15 protein-coding genes and 1 pseudogene are annotated in these 15,409 nt (G+C 75.6%); 6 read left to right on the forward strand and 10 right to left on the reverse strand.

Annotation, left to right across the window (positions count from 1 at the left end; all coding sequences use genetic code 11):
• Nucleotides 1-4: 4 nt before the first annotated feature.
• From HT134_RS17980 to HT134_RS45695, 5 genes and pseudogenes are all read right to left on the reverse strand, one after another.
• Nucleotides 5-670: a CAP domain-containing protein gene (locus tag HT134_RS17980; RefSeq protein WP_217707984.1), complete on the reverse strand. Its 666-nt coding sequence runs from the start codon at nt 668-670 to the stop codon at nt 5-7.
• A gap of 123 nt (nt 671-793) precedes the next feature.
• A complete protein-coding gene (locus HT134_RS17985) occupies nt 794-1,396 on the reverse strand; it encodes a TetR/AcrR family transcriptional regulator (protein ID WP_217707985.1) in 603 nt (200 codons plus the stop codon).
• A complete protein-coding gene (locus tag HT134_RS17990; RefSeq protein ID WP_175601513.1) occupies nt 1,384-2,922 on the reverse strand; it encodes an FAD-dependent monooxygenase in 1,539 nt (512 codons plus the stop codon). Before HT134_RS17990 ends, HT134_RS17985 begins: the two co-directional genes overlap by 13 nt.
• Nucleotides 2,923-2,993: 71 nt before the next feature.
• Nucleotides 2,994-3,785, reverse strand: coding sequence for an IclR family transcriptional regulator domain-containing protein (locus HT134_RS45690; RefSeq protein WP_312888221.1), 792 nt, complete (start codon nt 3,783-3,785; stop codon nt 2,994-2,996).
• 330 nt (nt 3,786-4,115) lie between these two features.
• Nucleotides 4,116-4,589 (reverse strand): annotated as a pseudogene (locus tag HT134_RS45695) (helix-turn-helix domain-containing protein); the annotation flags it as partial.
• 71 nt (nt 4,590-4,660) lie between these two features.
• Between HT134_RS45695 and HT134_RS18000 the strand changes: the two are divergent.
• The 6 genes from HT134_RS18000 to pcaDC all read left to right on the forward strand — a co-directional run bounded on the left by HT134_RS18000 (nt 4,661) and on the right by pcaDC (nt 9,949).
• Nucleotides 4,661-5,437 (forward strand): CoA transferase subunit A, encoded by a 777-nt coding sequence (locus HT134_RS18000; RefSeq protein ID WP_175601515.1) that lies wholly within the window; start codon nt 4,661-4,663, stop codon nt 5,435-5,437.
• A complete protein-coding gene (locus HT134_RS18005; protein WP_175601516.1) occupies nt 5,434-6,063 on the forward strand; it encodes a CoA transferase subunit B in 630 nt (209 codons plus the stop codon). Before HT134_RS18000 ends, HT134_RS18005 begins: the two co-directional genes overlap by 4 nt.
• A 125-nt stretch (nt 6,064-6,188) precedes the next feature.
• Entirely contained in the window at nt 6,189-6,941 is a 753-nt protein-coding gene (gene pcaH, locus HT134_RS18010; protein WP_175601517.1) for a protocatechuate 3,4-dioxygenase subunit beta, read from the forward strand.
• The gene (gene pcaG / locus HT134_RS18015; protein ID WP_175601518.1) at nt 6,938-7,462 is read left to right on the forward strand and encodes a protocatechuate 3,4-dioxygenase subunit alpha; all 525 of its coding nucleotides are present in this window, start codon (nt 6,938-6,940) and stop codon (nt 7,460-7,462) included. The genes pcaH and pcaG overlap by 4 nt, the downstream gene beginning before the upstream one ends.
• Nucleotides 7,449-8,759: a lyase family protein gene (locus tag HT134_RS18020; protein WP_246364513.1), complete on the forward strand. Its 1,311-nt coding sequence runs from the start codon at nt 7,449-7,451 to the stop codon at nt 8,757-8,759. The genes pcaG and HT134_RS18020 overlap by 14 nt, the downstream gene beginning before the upstream one ends.
• Nucleotides 8,756-9,949 (forward strand): bifunctional 3-oxoadipate enol-lactonase/4-carboxymuconolactone decarboxylase PcaDC, encoded by a 1,194-nt coding sequence (gene pcaDC, locus HT134_RS18025; protein ID WP_175601519.1) that lies wholly within the window; start codon nt 8,756-8,758, stop codon nt 9,947-9,949. Before HT134_RS18020 ends, pcaDC begins: the two co-directional genes overlap by 4 nt.
• Here pcaDC and HT134_RS18030 read toward each other — a convergent pair.
• The 5 genes from HT134_RS18030 to HT134_RS18050 all read right to left on the reverse strand — a co-directional run bounded on the left by HT134_RS18030 (nt 9,939) and on the right by HT134_RS18050 (nt 15,367).
• Nucleotides 9,939-11,165 carry a cytochrome P450 gene (locus HT134_RS18030; protein WP_175601520.1) on the reverse strand — a complete coding sequence of 409 codons (1,227 nt, stop codon included), beginning with the start codon at nt 11,163-11,165 and terminating at the stop codon, nt 9,939-9,941. The two genes, pcaDC and HT134_RS18030, sit on opposite strands and share 11 nt — an antisense overlap.
• A 62-nt stretch (nt 11,166-11,227) precedes the next feature.
• Complete coding sequence (locus tag HT134_RS18035; RefSeq protein WP_175601521.1) at nt 11,228-12,673, reverse strand: MFS transporter; 1,446 nt, start codon at nt 12,671-12,673, stop codon at nt 11,228-11,230.
• Nucleotides 12,674-12,696: 23 nt separating this feature from the next.
• Entirely contained in the window at nt 12,697-13,932 is a 1,236-nt protein-coding gene (locus HT134_RS18040) for an NAD(P)/FAD-dependent oxidoreductase (RefSeq protein ID WP_175601522.1), read from the reverse strand.
• The gene (locus HT134_RS18045) at nt 13,929-14,129 is read right to left on the reverse strand and encodes a ferredoxin (protein ID WP_175601523.1); all 201 of its coding nucleotides are present in this window, start codon (nt 14,127-14,129) and stop codon (nt 13,929-13,931) included. The genes HT134_RS18040 and HT134_RS18045 overlap by 4 nt, the downstream gene beginning before the upstream one ends.
• Nucleotides 14,130-14,146: 17 nt before the next feature.
• Complete coding sequence (locus HT134_RS18050) at nt 14,147-15,367, reverse strand: cytochrome P450 (protein ID WP_376768099.1); 1,221 nt, start codon at nt 15,365-15,367, stop codon at nt 14,147-14,149.
• Nucleotides 15,368-15,409: the final 42 nt, after the last annotated feature.

Raw genomic sequence — 15,409 nt, forward strand, 5'->3', positions numbered from 1 at the left:
CGGGTCAGCGGCAGACGCCGAACACCTGGGTCGCCACGAGCTGGTGGTCGGAGGTGACGCCCGGCCGCGCCGAGCCGTGCCGCACCGAGACGCCCGTCTCCGCCATCCGCGCGTCGAGGAGGGCGGCCCGGTGCGGCGGGCTGCCCATCCACCAGGCCACCGCGGCCCTCGGGGTCGCGCCGCCCGTGCCCCAGCCCTGGTAGACGTTCTCCAGCACCTGCCACGTGCCGGACGAGCAGTACCCGGCCGCCCGGACCCGGTCGCCGGGACCGCTCCCCGTGCGCGGGTTGACGTGGAAGTTCGCCCCGTCCACCCACCACTTGATCTGCTTGGCGGCCTTGGTGTGGGCGTCGGCCGCGTTGAACAGCCGCAGCACCTCCCGCAGGGCCGGCAGGCCCCGCGCCGTGCGCTCGGCGTTGACCAGGCAGCGCACCGCGTTGTCCGCGAACGCCTCGTTCAGCGCGACGGCCGCCTGCACCCTGCCGCTGTCCCAGTCGGGGTTGTGATCGCGGTACCACTGCGGCGTCCTGACGGTGTCGTCGGCGAACGCGCAGTCCGCCCGCGCGGCCCGCGACGTCGCGTGCGCCGGGCCGGAGGGCGGCAGGGCGCCCAGCGCCAGGGCGGACATGGCCGCCGCGGCGGCCCGCCTGCTCGTAACCGTGGAGATCATGGGGATGCGCTCCTCGCAGTCGGACCTCGCTTCCCTCCGACTGTGCGCGACGGCGGGCCGGCGCGCCTGAGTAGTCCCTCCCTACTCAGGCGCCCGCGAGAGGCCGCTCCCCGGAACGGCGGATCAGGCCGGTGGGGCCTGGCGGGGCGGCTCGTACCCGAGGTGGCCCAGCAGCGCCCGCAGGCGCCGCTCGACCTCCGCCGCCGTCACCTCCTCCTCACCCCGCAGCAGGACGAACCCGATCGAACTGGCCAGAACGTCCTCCAGGACGCCCGGGTCGGTGCCCGGCGGGAGGCGGCCGTCGTCCACGGCCCGCCGGGCCACCTCGGCCAGGGCGTCCAGACGTGGCCGCAGATGCCGCTCGGTGTAGGCGGTCACCAGCTTCGGGTGGTCCACCGAGGCGCCGATCACCCGCGCCATCAGAGCGCGGAAGCGGGAACGGCTCAGCAGCGCGGCCACGTGCCCGATCAGCTCCTCCAGGGAACGCCCGGCGACGGGCGGTCCCTGGAGATCCGGGTCGCGGGCGTGCTCCAGGGCGGCCATCAGCAGGTCCTCCCTGGTCCGCCACCGCCGGTAGACGGTCAGCTTGGCCACGCCGGCGCGCTGGGCGACCCCTTCGATGCTGGTGCCTCCGGCTCCGCGCTCGATCAGCAGGTCCAGCGCCGCATCGAGGATCGCGGCGTCGTTGCCCGGGTCGCGCGGACGGCCGCGCTCTACGCCGGCCACAGCACCTCGTCGATCCATGCCGCCAGTCTGTCGGGTGCCGGGCGGCCACGCCAACCGATGTGCCCGTCGGGACGGACCAGCACCACGTCACGCGCGTCCACGCCGGCGGCCTCGGCCGCGCCGGGCACGGGGACGAGGGCGGTGACCAGGTCGTCGCCCAGGCGGGCCGCGGCCGCCCGGGCGTGCCGTTCGGCGACATCCCGGTCGGCGGCCAGCACCACCCAGCGGGCGGAGACGGCCGCGTGCAGGGTGACCTCCTCGCCGCCCGCCTCCACGCACCCGAGGTCCGGCATCCGGTCGCCCGGCTGCGGGCCGGAGGCCCACCGGTGCGCCGCGGGGGCCAGCGGCCCGCCCCGGTAGCCGATGCCGAGCTGGGACGCCGCCAGCCACAGCCGCCGCTGCACGGCGGGCAGGCGGACGGCCGGCAGGACCACCTTGTCGCGGACCAGGCGCTTCCACGCGGCGTCGGGCAGCATGACGCCCACCGCCGTGCTGGTGGCCCGCAGCACGTTGCGCGCCAGCGGGCGCCGCTCGCCCTCGTACGTGTCGAGCAGCCGCGCGTCCGCGCGCCCGCGCGCCACCAGGACGAGCTTCCAGGCGAGGTTCTCGGCGTCGCCGAGCCCGGTGTTCTGCCCCTGCCCGCCGGAGGGGCTCTGGATGTGGGCGGCGTCGCCGGCCAGCAGGATCCGGCCGCGGCGGTAGGCGTCGGCCAGCCGCCGGTGGATCCGGAACTCGGTGGCCCAGCGGATCTCCATGACCGTGTCGAGGCCGACGCCGCTGCGACGGGAGAACTCCTTCAGCACCCGGTCGGCGATCTCGTCCTCGGACAGGTCCTCCGGCAGGTCCGCCGGCGGCTCGGTGAAGATCCGCCAGGTGTCGTCCGGCAGGGCGGTCACCGACAGCATGCGGCCGACGTCCATCCAGGTCGTGCTGCCGTTCCGGTCGAACGGCCAGCGGGCCCGCACGTCCGCCATCAGCAGGCGCTCGATGAGCTTGCGGCCGGGGAAACCGATCCCGGCGAGCTTGCGCACGGTGCTGTGCGCGCCGTCGCAGCCGATCAGCCACCGCGCCTCGACGCGCCGCTCGGCGCCGTCCTGTGTCCGGACGGTGGCGGTGACGCCCGCGCCGTCCTGCTCGGCCGCGACCAGCCGGGTGCCCCACTCCACGTCGCCGCCCACCTCGCGCAGCCGCCGCCGCAGGACGCCCTCCACCTCGGCCTGCGAGACCAGGAGGGCCGGTTTCGGCTGGTCGGCGAGCGCCTGGCCGACGTGCATCCGCAGGACGGTGCGGGAGCCCTCGTTGTAGGACATGGTGAGCGAGCGTTGCGAGCGTCCGGGCAGGTCGCCGAGCGCGCCGATGCGTTCCAGGACCTCGGCTCCGCGGGGCTGGAGTCCGAGCGCCCGTGAGGTGGTGGCGGGCGCGGGGGCGGCGTCGATCAGCCGCACGGGGACGTGGTGCAGGGCCAGGTGCACGGCGAGGGCCAGCCCGGTGGGACCGGCGCCCGCGACGAGTACGGTGTCCGTCATTTAATAAACGGTACCGTACCGATTACTAATTCGGCAGAGGGGCAGCCACGTATCCGGCGGTGATCGTTCTCCTACGGCGTCGCCGGGAGGTGGCGCAGGTCGGCCTCCATGCGCGCCGCGCTCTCGCGCAGCGCGGGCAGGACGTCGCGCAGCAGGTCGTCCGGGGTGGCCCGGCTGGCGTGGGTGGCGACGTTGACGGCCGCGGCCACGCGCCCGTCCCGGCCGCGCACCGGCACCGCGATCGACCGCACGCCCTCCTCCAGCTCCTGGTCCACCAGGGCGTAGCCGTCCTCGCCGGCCCGGCGGACCGCCGCGGCGAACGCGGCGGGGGAGGTGATCGTGCGCCGGGTCAGCGGCTTGAGCGCGAGCGCGGCCCACCCTTCCGCCGGCCGGTCGGCGAGCAGCACCCGGCCCATGGAGGTCGCGTACGCGGGGAAGCGGGTGCCGACCCGGATGTCCACGGTCATGATGCTCACGGTCGGGACGCGGGCCACGTACAGCACGTCGTCGCCCGACAGCACCGCGACCGAGGCCGAGTGGCCCAGCCGCGCCACCAGGTCCGCCAGGTGCGGCTGGACGACCTCGGCGAACGAGCGTTCCGACAGGTGGGCGTAGCCCAGCTCCAGCACCCGGGGGAGCAGGACGAAACGGGGGCCGTCGGCGCTCGCGTACCCGAGGCGTTCCAGGGTGAGCAGCGAGCGCCGCGCCGTGGCGCGGGGGAGGCCCGTGGCCCGCGCGACGGCGGCCAGCGTCGATCCGCCGGGCGTCGCGCCGAGCGCCACCAGCACGGCCAGCCCGCGGGCCAGCGACTGCAGGATCTCGGGGGCCGCCGCCCCTACGGGCCTGTCCTGAGAGACCGGCACGGCGACGGGGGAGTCTGGTGCGGCGGCGGGGGAGGCCGGTGGGGCGGCGGGGAAGGCCGGTGCGGCGGCCAGGGCGGCCTCCATCTCGGCGACCGTCTTGAGCAGCCTCGGCATCGCGTGCTCGCGCAGCCCGGAGGCGGTGTGCCGGCTGGTGTGGCTCACCACGCTCACCGCGCAGACCGGCGCGCCGTCCCGGCCCCGTACGGGCACCGCCACCGCGATCAGCCCCGGCTCGACGAGCTGGTCGTCCTCGGCCCACGGCGCGGCCGGGTCGAGGAGGACGAGACCCGCGGCGCAGCGACGGGCGGGCAGCAGGTCGCCGACCCGGAACCTCACCGACATGGTGCGCCGCCGCGTGAACTGCGCGATGAAGCGCACCCCGTCCCCGTCGAGGACGGCCAGCGACACCGACTCGTCCAGCTCCTCGGCCAGCCGCTCGGCGAGCGGCGCCAGGGGGTCGCGCAGGCCGCCGCCCGTCAGGTACGCCTCGCCCAGCTCCATCAGGCGCGGCGCCGGCCGCAGGTCACGGCCGTCGAAGCGGACGTAGTCGAGCCGGGCGTACGTGGCCAGGACGCGGTCGACCGTGGCCCTGGCCAGGCCGGTGGCGTGCACCAGGTCCGTGGCCCGCGTCCGCCGCGCGGGCTCGGCGGTCAGCGCGCGCAGCACGGCGAGCCCCCGCTCCAGGGTCCCGGCCGGTTCCATCCGCCCTCCTCGGTCCGTTCGAACGCCGCCCGCCCGCTCGCGTGCCGCCCGCCCGCGTGCCGGTGAACTGACACTTTGACAGGACCGCCGCGGCCTCCGCATACTCGTCCACGATAATGAACTGAAGTTCGCTCAGCGAACACCCTGCGGGCACCCCCGGCGGAGGGAGCGTCGTGCCGAGAGACAAGGTGGTCGCGACCGCCCGCGAGGCGCTGGCCGGCGTGCGCGACGGAGCGTCGTTCGCGGTCGGCGGCTTCGGGCTCAGCGGCATCCCGAACGTCCTGATCCGCGCGCTCCACGACACCGGGGTCACCGGGATCTCCGTGGTGTCCAACAACTGCGGCGTCGACGGCGGCGGCCTCGGCATCCTGCTGGCGGCCGGGCGCATCGCCCGCGTGACCGCCTCCTACATCGGCGACAACAAGGAGTTCGCCCGGCAGTTCCTCACCGGAGAGCTGGAGGTGGAGCTGACCCCGCAGGGCAGCCTCGCCGAGCGGCTGCGCGCGGGCGGCGCCGGGATCCCCGCCTTCTACACCCCCGCCGGGGTCGGCACGCCCGTCGCCGAGGGCGGCCTGCCGCTGCGCCACAACCCCGACGGGTCGGTCGCGCTGGCCTCGCCGCCCAAGGAGGTGCGCGAGTTCGACGGCCGGCCGTACGTGCTGGAGCGCGGCATCACCACGGACTTCGCGCTGGTCCGCGCGGCCAGGGGTGACCGGCACGGCAATCTCGTCTTCGCCAAGGCGGCCCGCAACTTCAACCCCCTGGCCGCCATGGCGGGGCGGGTCACGATCGCCGAGGTCGAGGAGCTCACCGAGCTGGACCCCGACGAGGTCCACCTGCCCGGCGTGTTCGTGCGGCGCCTGGTGGTGCTCACCCCCGAGCAGGCCGCCGACAAGGCCGTCGAGCGCCGTACGACCTCCGGACCCGCATCCGGAGGGGACGTCTCGTGAGCTGGACCCGCGACGAGATGGTCGCGCGCGCGGCGGCCGAGCTGCGCGACGGCGACCACGTCAACCTCGGCATCGGCCTGCCCACCCGCGTCCCGTCGTTCCTGCCGCCGGACGTGGACGTCGTCCTGCACTCCGAGAACGGCATCCTCGGCGTGGGCCCCTACCCGGCGGAGGACGAGGTGGACCCCGACCTGATCAACGCGGGCAAGGAGACCGTGACCGTCCGCCCGGGGGCGTCGTTCTTCGACTCGGCGCTGTCGTTCGGCATGATCCGCGGCGGGCACATCGACGTGGCCGTGCTGGGCGGGATGCAGGTGTCGGCGCGCGGCGACCTGGCGAACTGGATGGTCCCCGGCCGGCTGGTCAAGGGCATGGGCGGGGCGATGGACCTGGTCCACGGCGCGCGCCGGGTCATCGTGATCATGGAGCACACCGCCAGGGACGGCACACCGAAGATCGTCGAGGAGTGCACGTTGCCGCTCACCGGACGGGCGTGCGTCCACCGGATCATCACCGACCTGGGCGTGCTGGACGTCACCGGCGACGGGCTGAGACTCGTCGAGACCGCGCCCGGCGTCACCCCGGCCGAGCTGCGCGACCGTACGGACGCGGAGGTGCGCGCGTAAGGCCGGGCCACGCCCCTCACCGCCGGGGTCGCACCGCCTCGCCGCGGGGCCGCACCCCTCACCGCCGGGGCCGGGCCGCACCCCCACAGCCGGGCGTACCCCTCACAGCCGAAGGAGAGCCGCACATGACGTCACCCCCCACCCAGGCCGACATCGACCTGGAGATCGCCGCGATCCGCGCCGCCCGTGAGGGCGCGCGGACCCACCACCCCGACCGCGACTACGCCCCCTACCGCAGCACCGCGCTGCGGCACCCGAAGCAGCCGCTCGTCCCGCTCAAGGACCCCGAGGCGGCGGAGCTGACCGGCCCGGTCTTCGGCGTCACCGACGTCACGGCGCTCGACTCCGACCTGACCCGGCAGCATCCCGGCGAGCCGATGGGCGAGCGCATCACCGTGCAGGGCCGCGTCCTCGACCGGGACGGCCGTCCGGTACGCGGCCAGCTCGTGGAGATCTGGCAGGCCAACGCCGCCGGCCGCTACCCGCACCAGCGCGACGACCACCCCGCGCCGCTCGACCCGAACTTCACCGGCGTCGGCCGCTGCCTCACCGACGACGAGGGCGGCTACGCGTTCACCACGGTCAGGCCCGGCGCCTACCCCTGGCGCAACCACCTCAACGCCTGGCGTCCGGCGCACATCCACTTCTCGGTGTTCGGCACGGCCTTCACCCAGCGGCTGGTCACCCAGATGTACTTCCCGGGGGACCCGCTGTTCCCGTACGACCCGATCCTGAACTCCGTCACCGACGAGCGCGCCAGGCGGCGGCTGGTGGCCGCCTACGACCACGAGCTGTCCCGGCCCGAGTGGTCGCTCGGCTACCGGTGGGACATCGTCCTCGACGGCCCCGCCGCGACCTGGACGGAGGAAGGCCGGTGAACCCGACCCCCTCGCAGACCGTCGGCCCGTTCTACGGGTACGCGCTGCCGTTCCCCGGCGGCGGCGACCTCGCCGCCGGCGGTGTCACCGTCCACGGGTACGTCCACGACGGCGCGGGCGCGCCGGTGCCGGACGCGCTGCTGGAGTTCTGGCAAGCCGACCCGGCGGGCGGCCTGCGCGGCACGCCCGGCACGCTGCGCCGCGACCCGGTGAACGGCGCGATCATCGGGCGGCACGGCGTCGACTTCACCGGCTTCGGCCGGGTGCCCACCGACGCCGACGGCCGCTGGACGTTACGCACCCTCGTGCCGGGCACCGGCTACATCAGCGTCTGCGTGTTCGCCCGCGGCCTGCTCCACCACCTGTACACGCGGATCTACCTGGCCGAGCACCCGTTCCTCGACACGCTGCCGCCCGAGCGGGCGCGCACGCTGCTCGCCACGCGCGAGCGCGACGACGTCTACCGGTTCGACATCCATCTCCAGGGGGACAAGGAGACGATCTTCTTTGACTTCGGCTGACCGGCCCGCCGCATGCCCTGCGGTCCGCTCCGCCGGGGCGGACGTCGGGCTGCTGTCGCCCATGCGGGTCGCGGCGGCGGAGGAGACGGGCGACGCCGCCGTCCTGCGGGCCATGCTGGACGCGGAGGCCGCGCTCGCCCGCGCGCAGGCGTCCCTCGGCCTGATCCCGGCGCGGGCCGCCGAGGCCGTGACCGCCGCCGCCCGCGACGGCGCCTTCGACCCGCTGAGCCTGGCCGAACGGGCCCGCTGGGGCGGCAACCCGGTCATCCCGCTGGTGGAGGACCTGCGCGCCGCCGCGGCGCCGTACGGCGTGTTCGTCCACCGGGGCGCCACCAGCCAGGACATCCTGGACACCGCCCTCATGCTGGTCGCCCACCGCGCCCTCGGCCCCGTCACCGACCACCTGGAGCTGGTGGCCGGGCGGCTGGGCGGGCTGGCGGCCGAGCACCGTGACACGGTCATGGCCGCCCGCACGCTCACCCAGCAGGCGGTGCCGACGACGTTCGGGCTGAAGGCCGCCGGGTGGCGCGAGCTGGCCGCGGGCGCCCGCACCCGGCTGCTCGCCGCCCGCCAGGCGCTCCCGGCCCAGCTCGGCGGCCCGGCGGGCACCCTCCGCCCCACCGATGCCAGGGCTGACAGTGGCGGGGCTGACGGTGACAGGGCGGGCGGTGACAGGGCGGACGGTGACGGGGCGGACGGTGACGTCGGGCTGCGGCTGCTCGCCGCCTTCGCGGCCGAGACCGGGCTGGCCGAGCCCGTGCTGCCGTGGCACGTGCTGCGTGCCCCCGTCGCCGACCTGGCGGGGGCCCTGGCGTTCGCCGCGGGCGCGCTGGGCAAGCTCGCCGCCGACGTCCTCGTGCTGTCCCGTACCGAGATCGCCGAGGTGCGAGAGGGCGCGGGCGGCGGCTCGTCGTCCATGCCGCACAAGCGCAACCCGGTGCGCGCCACGATGATCGCCGCCGCGGCCCGCCAGGTGCCCGCGCTCGCGGCGATCCTCTACGGCTCGCTCGCCGCCGAGGACGAGCGGCCCCCGGGCGCCTGGCACGCCGAATGGCAGCCGCTGCGTGAGGCGCTGCGGCTGGTCGCCGGGGCGGCCCGCGACGCCGCCGAACTCGTCGCCGGCCTGCGGGTGGACCCCGGCAGGATGCGCGCCAACCTGGACGTCGAGGGCACACCGGGCTCCGCGGCGGCCCTCGTCACCCGAGCCCTGTCCCCGCGAACCGCGCCCGGCCGGAGCCGGGCCGGCGGGGGACCGGGCGGCGCGGAGGCGGCCGGCCACGGGACGGGGGACGCGTGACCCTCCTGCGGCACCGCCTGGACGGTCCCGAGGGCGGGCCGCCGCTCGTGCTCGGGCCGTCTCTCGGCACCTCGGCACGCGTGTGGGAACCCCAGCTCGCCGCGCTGTCGAGGACGTTCAGGGTGCTCCGGTACGAGCTGCCGGGCCACGGCGGCTCGCCGGCGCCGGCGACGGCGACCGCCATGACGATCGACGGCCTCGCGGAGCACGTGCTGGAGCTGGCCGGCGCCGCCGGCATGGAGACCTTCCACTACGCGGGCGTCTCCATCGGCGGCGCGGTCGGCGCGGTCCTGGCCGCCCGTCACCCCGGCCGCGTGCGGACGCTCGCGCTGATCTGCTCCTCCGCCCGGTTCGGCGAGCCGGAGGCGTGGCGGCAGCGGGCGCGCCTGGTCAGGGAGCGCGGAACCGCCGCGCTGCTGGAGGGCGCGGCCGGGCGGTGGTTCGCGGGCCCCGCCGACCGGGCGCTGCTGGACGACCTCGCGGCCACCGACCCCGGGGGGTACGCCGCCTGCTGCGACGCGCTGGCCGCCTACGACCTGCGCCGGGAGCTCGGCGGCATCGACGTCCCCACGCTGGTGGTGGCCGGGCGGAACGACCCGGCGACGCCGCCCGCCCACGCCCGGGAGCTGGCCGACGGCATCCCCGGCGCCACGCTCGTCGAGGTGCCGGGCGCCGCCCACCTGGCGAACGTCGACCAGCCCGGCAGGGTCACCGCCGCCCTTCTCGCCCACCTGCCCCAGCCCCGCCAAGCGCCGCGGACACCGCCACCCCGGCCGGGGACCCCGGAGCCCGCGCAGACCCTTGAGGAGCTGACCGCGCGGGGCATGCGGGTGCGGCGGGAGGTGCTGGGGGACGAGCACGTGGACCGCGCCGCCGCCCGCACCACCCCCTTCACCCGCGACTTCCAGGACTTCATCACCCGCTACGCCTGGGGCGGGATCTGGACCCGGCCCGGCCTGGACCGCCGCACCCGGAGCTGCGTCACGCTCGCCGCGCTCGTCGCCCGCGGCCACCTCGACGAGCTGGCCCTGCACGTACGCGCCGCGCTGCGCAACGGCCTGACCCCGGACGAGATCGCCGAGGTGCTGCTCCAGACCGCCGTCTACTGCGGCGTGCCCGCCGCCAACGCCGCGTTCGCCGTGGCACGGCGCGTCCTGTCCGAGGAGCCGGGCGCGCCGGCTACCACGTGACGGGCAGCTCGTAGACGCCGTAGACCTGGCCGTCGTGCTTGAACGGGACGCGCTCCAGGTCGGTGGCCAGGCTCAGGGTGGGGATCCGCCGGTACAGGGTGCTGTACACCACCTGGAGCTCCATACGGGCCAGCGGCTGCCCCAGGCACTGGTGCACGCCGAACCCGAAGGCCACGTGGCGGCGGGCGTCCCGCCGCAGGTCCAGGTCGTCGGGGCCGGGGAAGACCTCGGGGTCGCGGTTGGCGATGTCGTTCGCCATGATCATGCCCTCGCCCGCGCGGATGACCTGACCGCAGATCTCGATGTCCGCCAGCGCGACGCGGCGCCGCCCGCTGTGGGTGATGTTGAGGTAGCGCAGCAGCTCCTCGACCGCCCCCGCGACCAGCCTCGGGTCGTCCGACTCGCGCAGGAGCGCGAGCTGGTCCGGGTGCCGCAGCAGGGCCAGGGTGCCGAGCGCGATCATGTTCGCGGTGGTCTCGTGCCCGGCGATGAGCAGCAGGACGCCCATCTGGGCGGCCTCCGCCCGCGACAGCTCACCGGCCTTGACCCGCTCGGTCAGCCGCGACAGCAGGTCGTCCGCCGGTTCGGCGAGCTTGCGCCCCACCAGGTCGTCCAGGTACGCGTTCAGCCGGGCGCCGGCGGCGGCCCGCTCCTCGGGCGCGGCGTCGCGCCTGATGACGGTCTTGCTGTTGTCCTGGAAGAAGTCGTGGTCGTCGTACGGCACGCCGAGCAGCTCGCAGATCACCAGCGAGGGCACCGGCAGGGCGAACGCCTCCACCAGGTCCACCGGCTTCGGCCCGGCCAGCATGGCGTCGATCAGGTCGTCCACGATCCTCTGCACGGCCGGGCGCATCTCCTCCACCCGCTTGACCGTGAACGGCGCCTGCACCATGCGGCGCAGCCGGTGGTGCTCGGGGTCGTCCATCAGGATGAAGCTGGCGAACGAGCCCTTGGGGATGGGGGCCGGCGCCGGATAGCCGGGCCGGGTGACGTCGGCGCTGACTCGCGGGTCCGCCATCAGCGCCCGCTGCTCGGCGTAACGGGTCACCACCCACGGCGTGCTGCCGTCCCACAGCCGGACCCGCGCGAGCGGGCCCTGCTCCTGCAGGGACCGCAGGGCCGGCGGCGGGTCGAACGGGCACCGGGCCGCCCGCGGCATGGGGAACTCCGGGACGCCGGCCGGCTCTCCGCCGGCCGCGCTCGACGTGTCGGTCATCGCGCTCTCCTCGCGTTCGTCGGGATGTTCGGGGTGATCTCCCGGCATGAGCCGCCGGGCGTTCAGCGCTCCGACCCGGCCAGGGACGCCGCCGGGACGCCGGGCTCCTCCGCCGGGGAGTCCCGGCGCCCCGGCAGGGCCAGGGTGACGGCGGCGGCGAGCAGCGCGGCGCCGCAGCCGACCAGCATGCCGGTGCGGAAGCCCGCCTCGGACGGCAGGACGTGCCCGCCGAGGCTGACGGTCAGCTGGGACAGGACGACGCCCACGACCGCGGCCGACACCGTGGTGCCGATGGAGCGCATCAGCGTGTTGAAGCTGTTGGCCGCGGCCGTCTCCGAACGCGGCACCGCGCCCATGATGAGGGCCGGCATCGAGCCGTAGGCGAACCCGACGCCGATGTTGCAGACGCAGGTGACGACCAGCAGCCCCCAGGTGGAGCCGAGCAGGACCATGGAGGAGCCGTACCCGAGCGCCATGACGAGACTGCCGACGACGAGCGTGACCTTCGGCCCGCGCCGGGCCGACAGGCGCGCCCCGATCGGGGAGACGATCATCATCATGAGACCCGAGGGCGCCATCCACAGGCCGGCGGCCAGCATCGACTGGCCCAGGCCGTACCCGGTGGCCGCGGGCAGCTGGAGGATCTGCATGACGACCAGCGCCTGCGCGTACATCGCGAAGCCCACCACGATCGAGGCGAGGTTGGTGAGCAGCACCTGCGGCCGGGCGGTGACGCGCAGGTCCACCAGCGGATCCCCGGCGCGCAGCTCCCACCAGCCCCACCCGAGCAGGGCGACCAGCGCGGCGCCGAGCAGCCCGAGCGTGGTGCCGCTCGACCAGCCCCAGTCGCCGCCCTTGGAAACGCCCAGCAGCAGGCAGACCAGCCCCACGCCGAGCCCGAGCGCGCCGGCGACGTCGAGCCGCCCGGACGCCCGGCCGGGCGTGGCGGGCACCAGGAGCCGGATCAGCGTGCCGACCAGCACGCTCAGCGCCGCCGACACCCAGAACAGCACCCGCCAGCTCGCGTACTCGGCGACCGCCGCCGAGATCGGCAGCCCGAGCGCGCCGCCGATGCCCATGGAGGAGCTCATGAGCGCGATCGAGGGGCCCAGCCGGTCGGGCGGCAGCAGGTCGCGCAGGGCGCTGATGCCGAGGGGGATCAGCCCCATGCCCATGCCCTGCATCCCCCGGCCGACGACCATGGGCATCAGGGAGCCGGACACCGCGCAGATCACCGATCCGGCGACCAGGGGCACCGCGCACACCAGCATCATGCGCCGCTTGCCGTACAGGTCGCCGAGGCGGCCGATGACCGGCGTGGTGACCGCGCCCGCGAGCAGCGTGGCGGTGATCACCCACGAGGCGTTGGACGCGCTCGTGCCGAGGAGCTTCGGCAGCTCGCCGACCAGGGGCACGACCAGCGTCTGCATGAGCGAGGCGACGATGCCCGCCACCGCCATCACCGTGACGATCCCGCCCGGACGCGTGGCGGGCGTGGAGTCCTCCATGAGACTTCTCTCTTCCTGGCGGGCTAGGCCCGCGTGTTCACGCTCGCGGCCGGGGCCGCGGCGGCGATCGATGGGCCGGAGGCCGGGGGCGGGGCCATGGTCTCGGCCACCAGCGGGCGGCGCAGGCGGGCGGCCTTGGCCATGTTCCAGCCGAGCACGCCGGTGACCGCGCCGCCCTCCCGGTAGAGCGCGACGAAGCGGCCGTCCTCGGGATCCCCCTCGACGACCTCCACCTCGGCGGCCGCCGTGGGCAGGCCGTACGCCTGGATCCTGACGTCGTACTGGTCGGTCCAGAAGTACGGGACCGGCACGTACGGCCGCTCGCCGCCGAGGACGTTGGCCGCCACGACCTGGGCCTGCTCGACGGCGTTGGTCCGGTTCTCCAGCCGCAGCCGCCTGCCCAGGCCCTCGTGGTGCCAGGAGGCGACGTCGCCCACCGCGTACACGCCGGGCGCCGCGCGGCAGAAGGCGTCGCAGACCACGCCGTCGTCCACCGGCAGGCCGCTGCCGGCCAGCCAGCCCGTGGCCGGGCGCGAGCCGACCGCGACCACGACCGCGTCGGCGGGCAGCAGCTCGCCCGTGGCCAGCCGCACGCCCGTGACCCGGCCGCCGGAGCCGGTCAGCTCACGGACGGCGGCGCCCAGCCGCAGCCGGACGCCCCGCCCGGCGTGCAGCCGGGTCAGCGCCCCGGCGATCCGGTCGCCGAGCTGGTCGGCCAGGACGGCCCGGCCCAGGCCGGCGAGCGTGACGTCGAGGCCCATGCCGCGGGCCGCGGCGGCGACCTCAGCCCCCAGCACGCCCTCGCCGACCACGACGAGACGCGGACCGGCCAGCAGGTGCTCGCGCAGGCCGAGCGCGTCGTCCAGGGTGCGCAGCACGTGCACGCCCGCCAGGTCGTCCTGGCCGGGCAGGCGGCACGGCGTCACGCCGGTGGCCAGGACGACGGCCCCGGCGCGCAGGGTCCGGCCGGAGGCCGTCAGCACCTCGCGGGCGGCCACGTCCAGGCGGACGGCCGCGTCGCCGAGGACGAAGTCCGCCTCCAGCGCGCCGAGCTGTTCCGCCGAGCGCAGGTGCGCCCGCTCGCGCTCCCACGCCCCGCAGAGCACCTGCTTGGACAGCGGCGGCCGGTCGTAGGGAGGGTGCGGCTCGGCGCCGAGGACGGTCAGGCCGCCCTGGTGGCCCTGGCGCCGCAGCGCCTCCGCGACGGCCAGGCCGCCCGCCGAGGCGCCCACGACCAGCACGTCGGCAGGGGCCGTCAAGGCCGCTCCTCCACGGTGATCGCGGCTGCCGGGCACACGTCGGCCGCCTCGCGGACGGCGGCGCGCAGCGCCTCGGGCGGCGTGGCGTCCAGCAGGACCACGATGCCGTCGTCCTCGTTCTGGTCGAAGACGTCGGGCGCGAGCAGCACGCACTGCCCCGCGCCGCAGCACTTGCCGGCGTCGACGGTGATGTTCATGTCTCTCCTTCCCGGGGTCACCACGTGACGGGGACCCGCTCCAGACCCCCGACGAGCAGCCCCTCGCGGCGCCTCAGGTCGGCGGCGGGCACGGCGAGCGCCAGCGTGGGCAGGCGCTCCACCAGCACCTTGAGGACGGTCTGCAGCTCCGTGCGGGCCAGCGACTGGCCGAGGCAGGCGTACGGGCCCGCGCCGAAGATCAGGTGCGGGTTGGGGGAGCGGGTCAGGTCCATCCCGGCGGCGTCCTCGAACGCGGACTCGTCGCGGTTGGCGGCCGAGAGGCTGCACACGACCGTGGAGCCCTTGGCCAGCGTGGTGCCGCCGATCTCGACGTCCTCGCTGATGTAGCGGGGGATGCCGAAGCCGAAGTTGGCGTCGTGGCGCAGGCACTCCTCGACCGCGGTGCGCACCAGCGACGGGTCGGCGACGATCCGCTCCCACCGGGAGCGGTCGGCCAGCAGCATCGCCACCATCTTGCCGATCATGTTGGCGGTGGTCTCGTGCCCGGCGACCAGCAGGCCCTTGGCGGTCATCAGCACGACCTCCTCGGTGACCCGGCCGTCGAGGGCGCCCACGAGCGTGATGAGCTCGCTGATCAGGTCGTCGCCCGGGGTGGCGCGCTTGGCCGCGACGTGGTCGCGCAGGTACGCGGCGAACTCGGCCTGCGCCGCGTCGATCTCCTCCTGGGTGTAGCGGGTCAGGCTCAGCAGCGTGTCGGACCAGTACGCGAACCGGTCGCGGTCGGAGTCGGGCACCCCGAGCAGCTCGCAGATGACCCACACCGGCAGCGGGAACCCGAGCGCGGCCGCCAGGTCGGCGGGAGCGCCTCGCTCGACCATCTCGTCCACCAGGCGGCGGGCCGTCGCCTCGATGCCGGGCTGCAGCGCCGAGACCCGCTTGGCGGTGAACGCCCTGCCGATCAGCTTGCGCCACTCCCGGTGGGCGTCGCCCCTGACACTGGCGCCGTCGCCGCTGGCGAACACGCCGCCCGACTCGTTCGCCGTGATGGAGGCGGCGTCCTCGGCCACCAGGTGGTGGGTGAAGCGGGGATCGGACAGCAGCTCCTTCACGTCGTCGTACCGGGTGAGCAGCAGCGCCTCGTCGCCGCTGGCCAGCCGGACGCGCGCCACGGGGCAGCGCGCGCGCAGCTCGGCCCACTCCTCGGGGGGCTCCAGCGCGGCGGGCGCGGCGAACGGGTAGTCCTGGATGTCGGTCACATGTCCTCCTGGAGCGCCGATCAGGGCTGATCGGCTCGTCGATGGGTGTGCCGCCGAAGGGGG

Source organism: Nonomuraea rhodomycinica (assembly GCF_013363995.1).
GTDB classification, from domain to species: Bacteria; Actinomycetota; Actinomycetes; order Streptosporangiales; family Streptosporangiaceae; genus Nonomuraea; species Nonomuraea rhodomycinica.

Excerpts from the sequence above, each read along its gene's own strand:
- HT134_RS18045 (WP_175601523.1), bottom strand. The coding sequence starts at position 14,129 with ATGAACATCACCGTCGACGCCGGCAAGTGCTGCGGCGCGGGGCAGTGC.
- HT134_RS17980 (WP_217707984.1), bottom strand. The coding sequence starts at position 670 with ATGATCTCCACGGTTACGAGCAGGCGGGCCGCCGCGGCGGCCATGTCC.
- HT134_RS17990 (WP_175601513.1), bottom strand. The coding sequence starts at position 2,922 with ATGACGGACACCGTACTCGTCGCGGGCGCCGGTCCCACCGGGCTGGCC.
- HT134_RS18035 (WP_175601521.1), bottom strand. The coding sequence starts at position 12,673 with ATGGAGGACTCCACGCCCGCCACGCGTCCGGGCGGGATCGTCACGGTG.
- pcaH (WP_175601517.1), top strand. The coding sequence starts at position 6,189 with ATGACGTCACCCCCCACCCAGGCCGACATCGACCTGGAGATCGCCGCG.
- HT134_RS18030 (WP_175601520.1), bottom strand. The coding sequence starts at position 11,165 with ATGACCGACACGTCGAGCGCGGCCGGCGGAGAGCCGGCCGGCGTCCCG.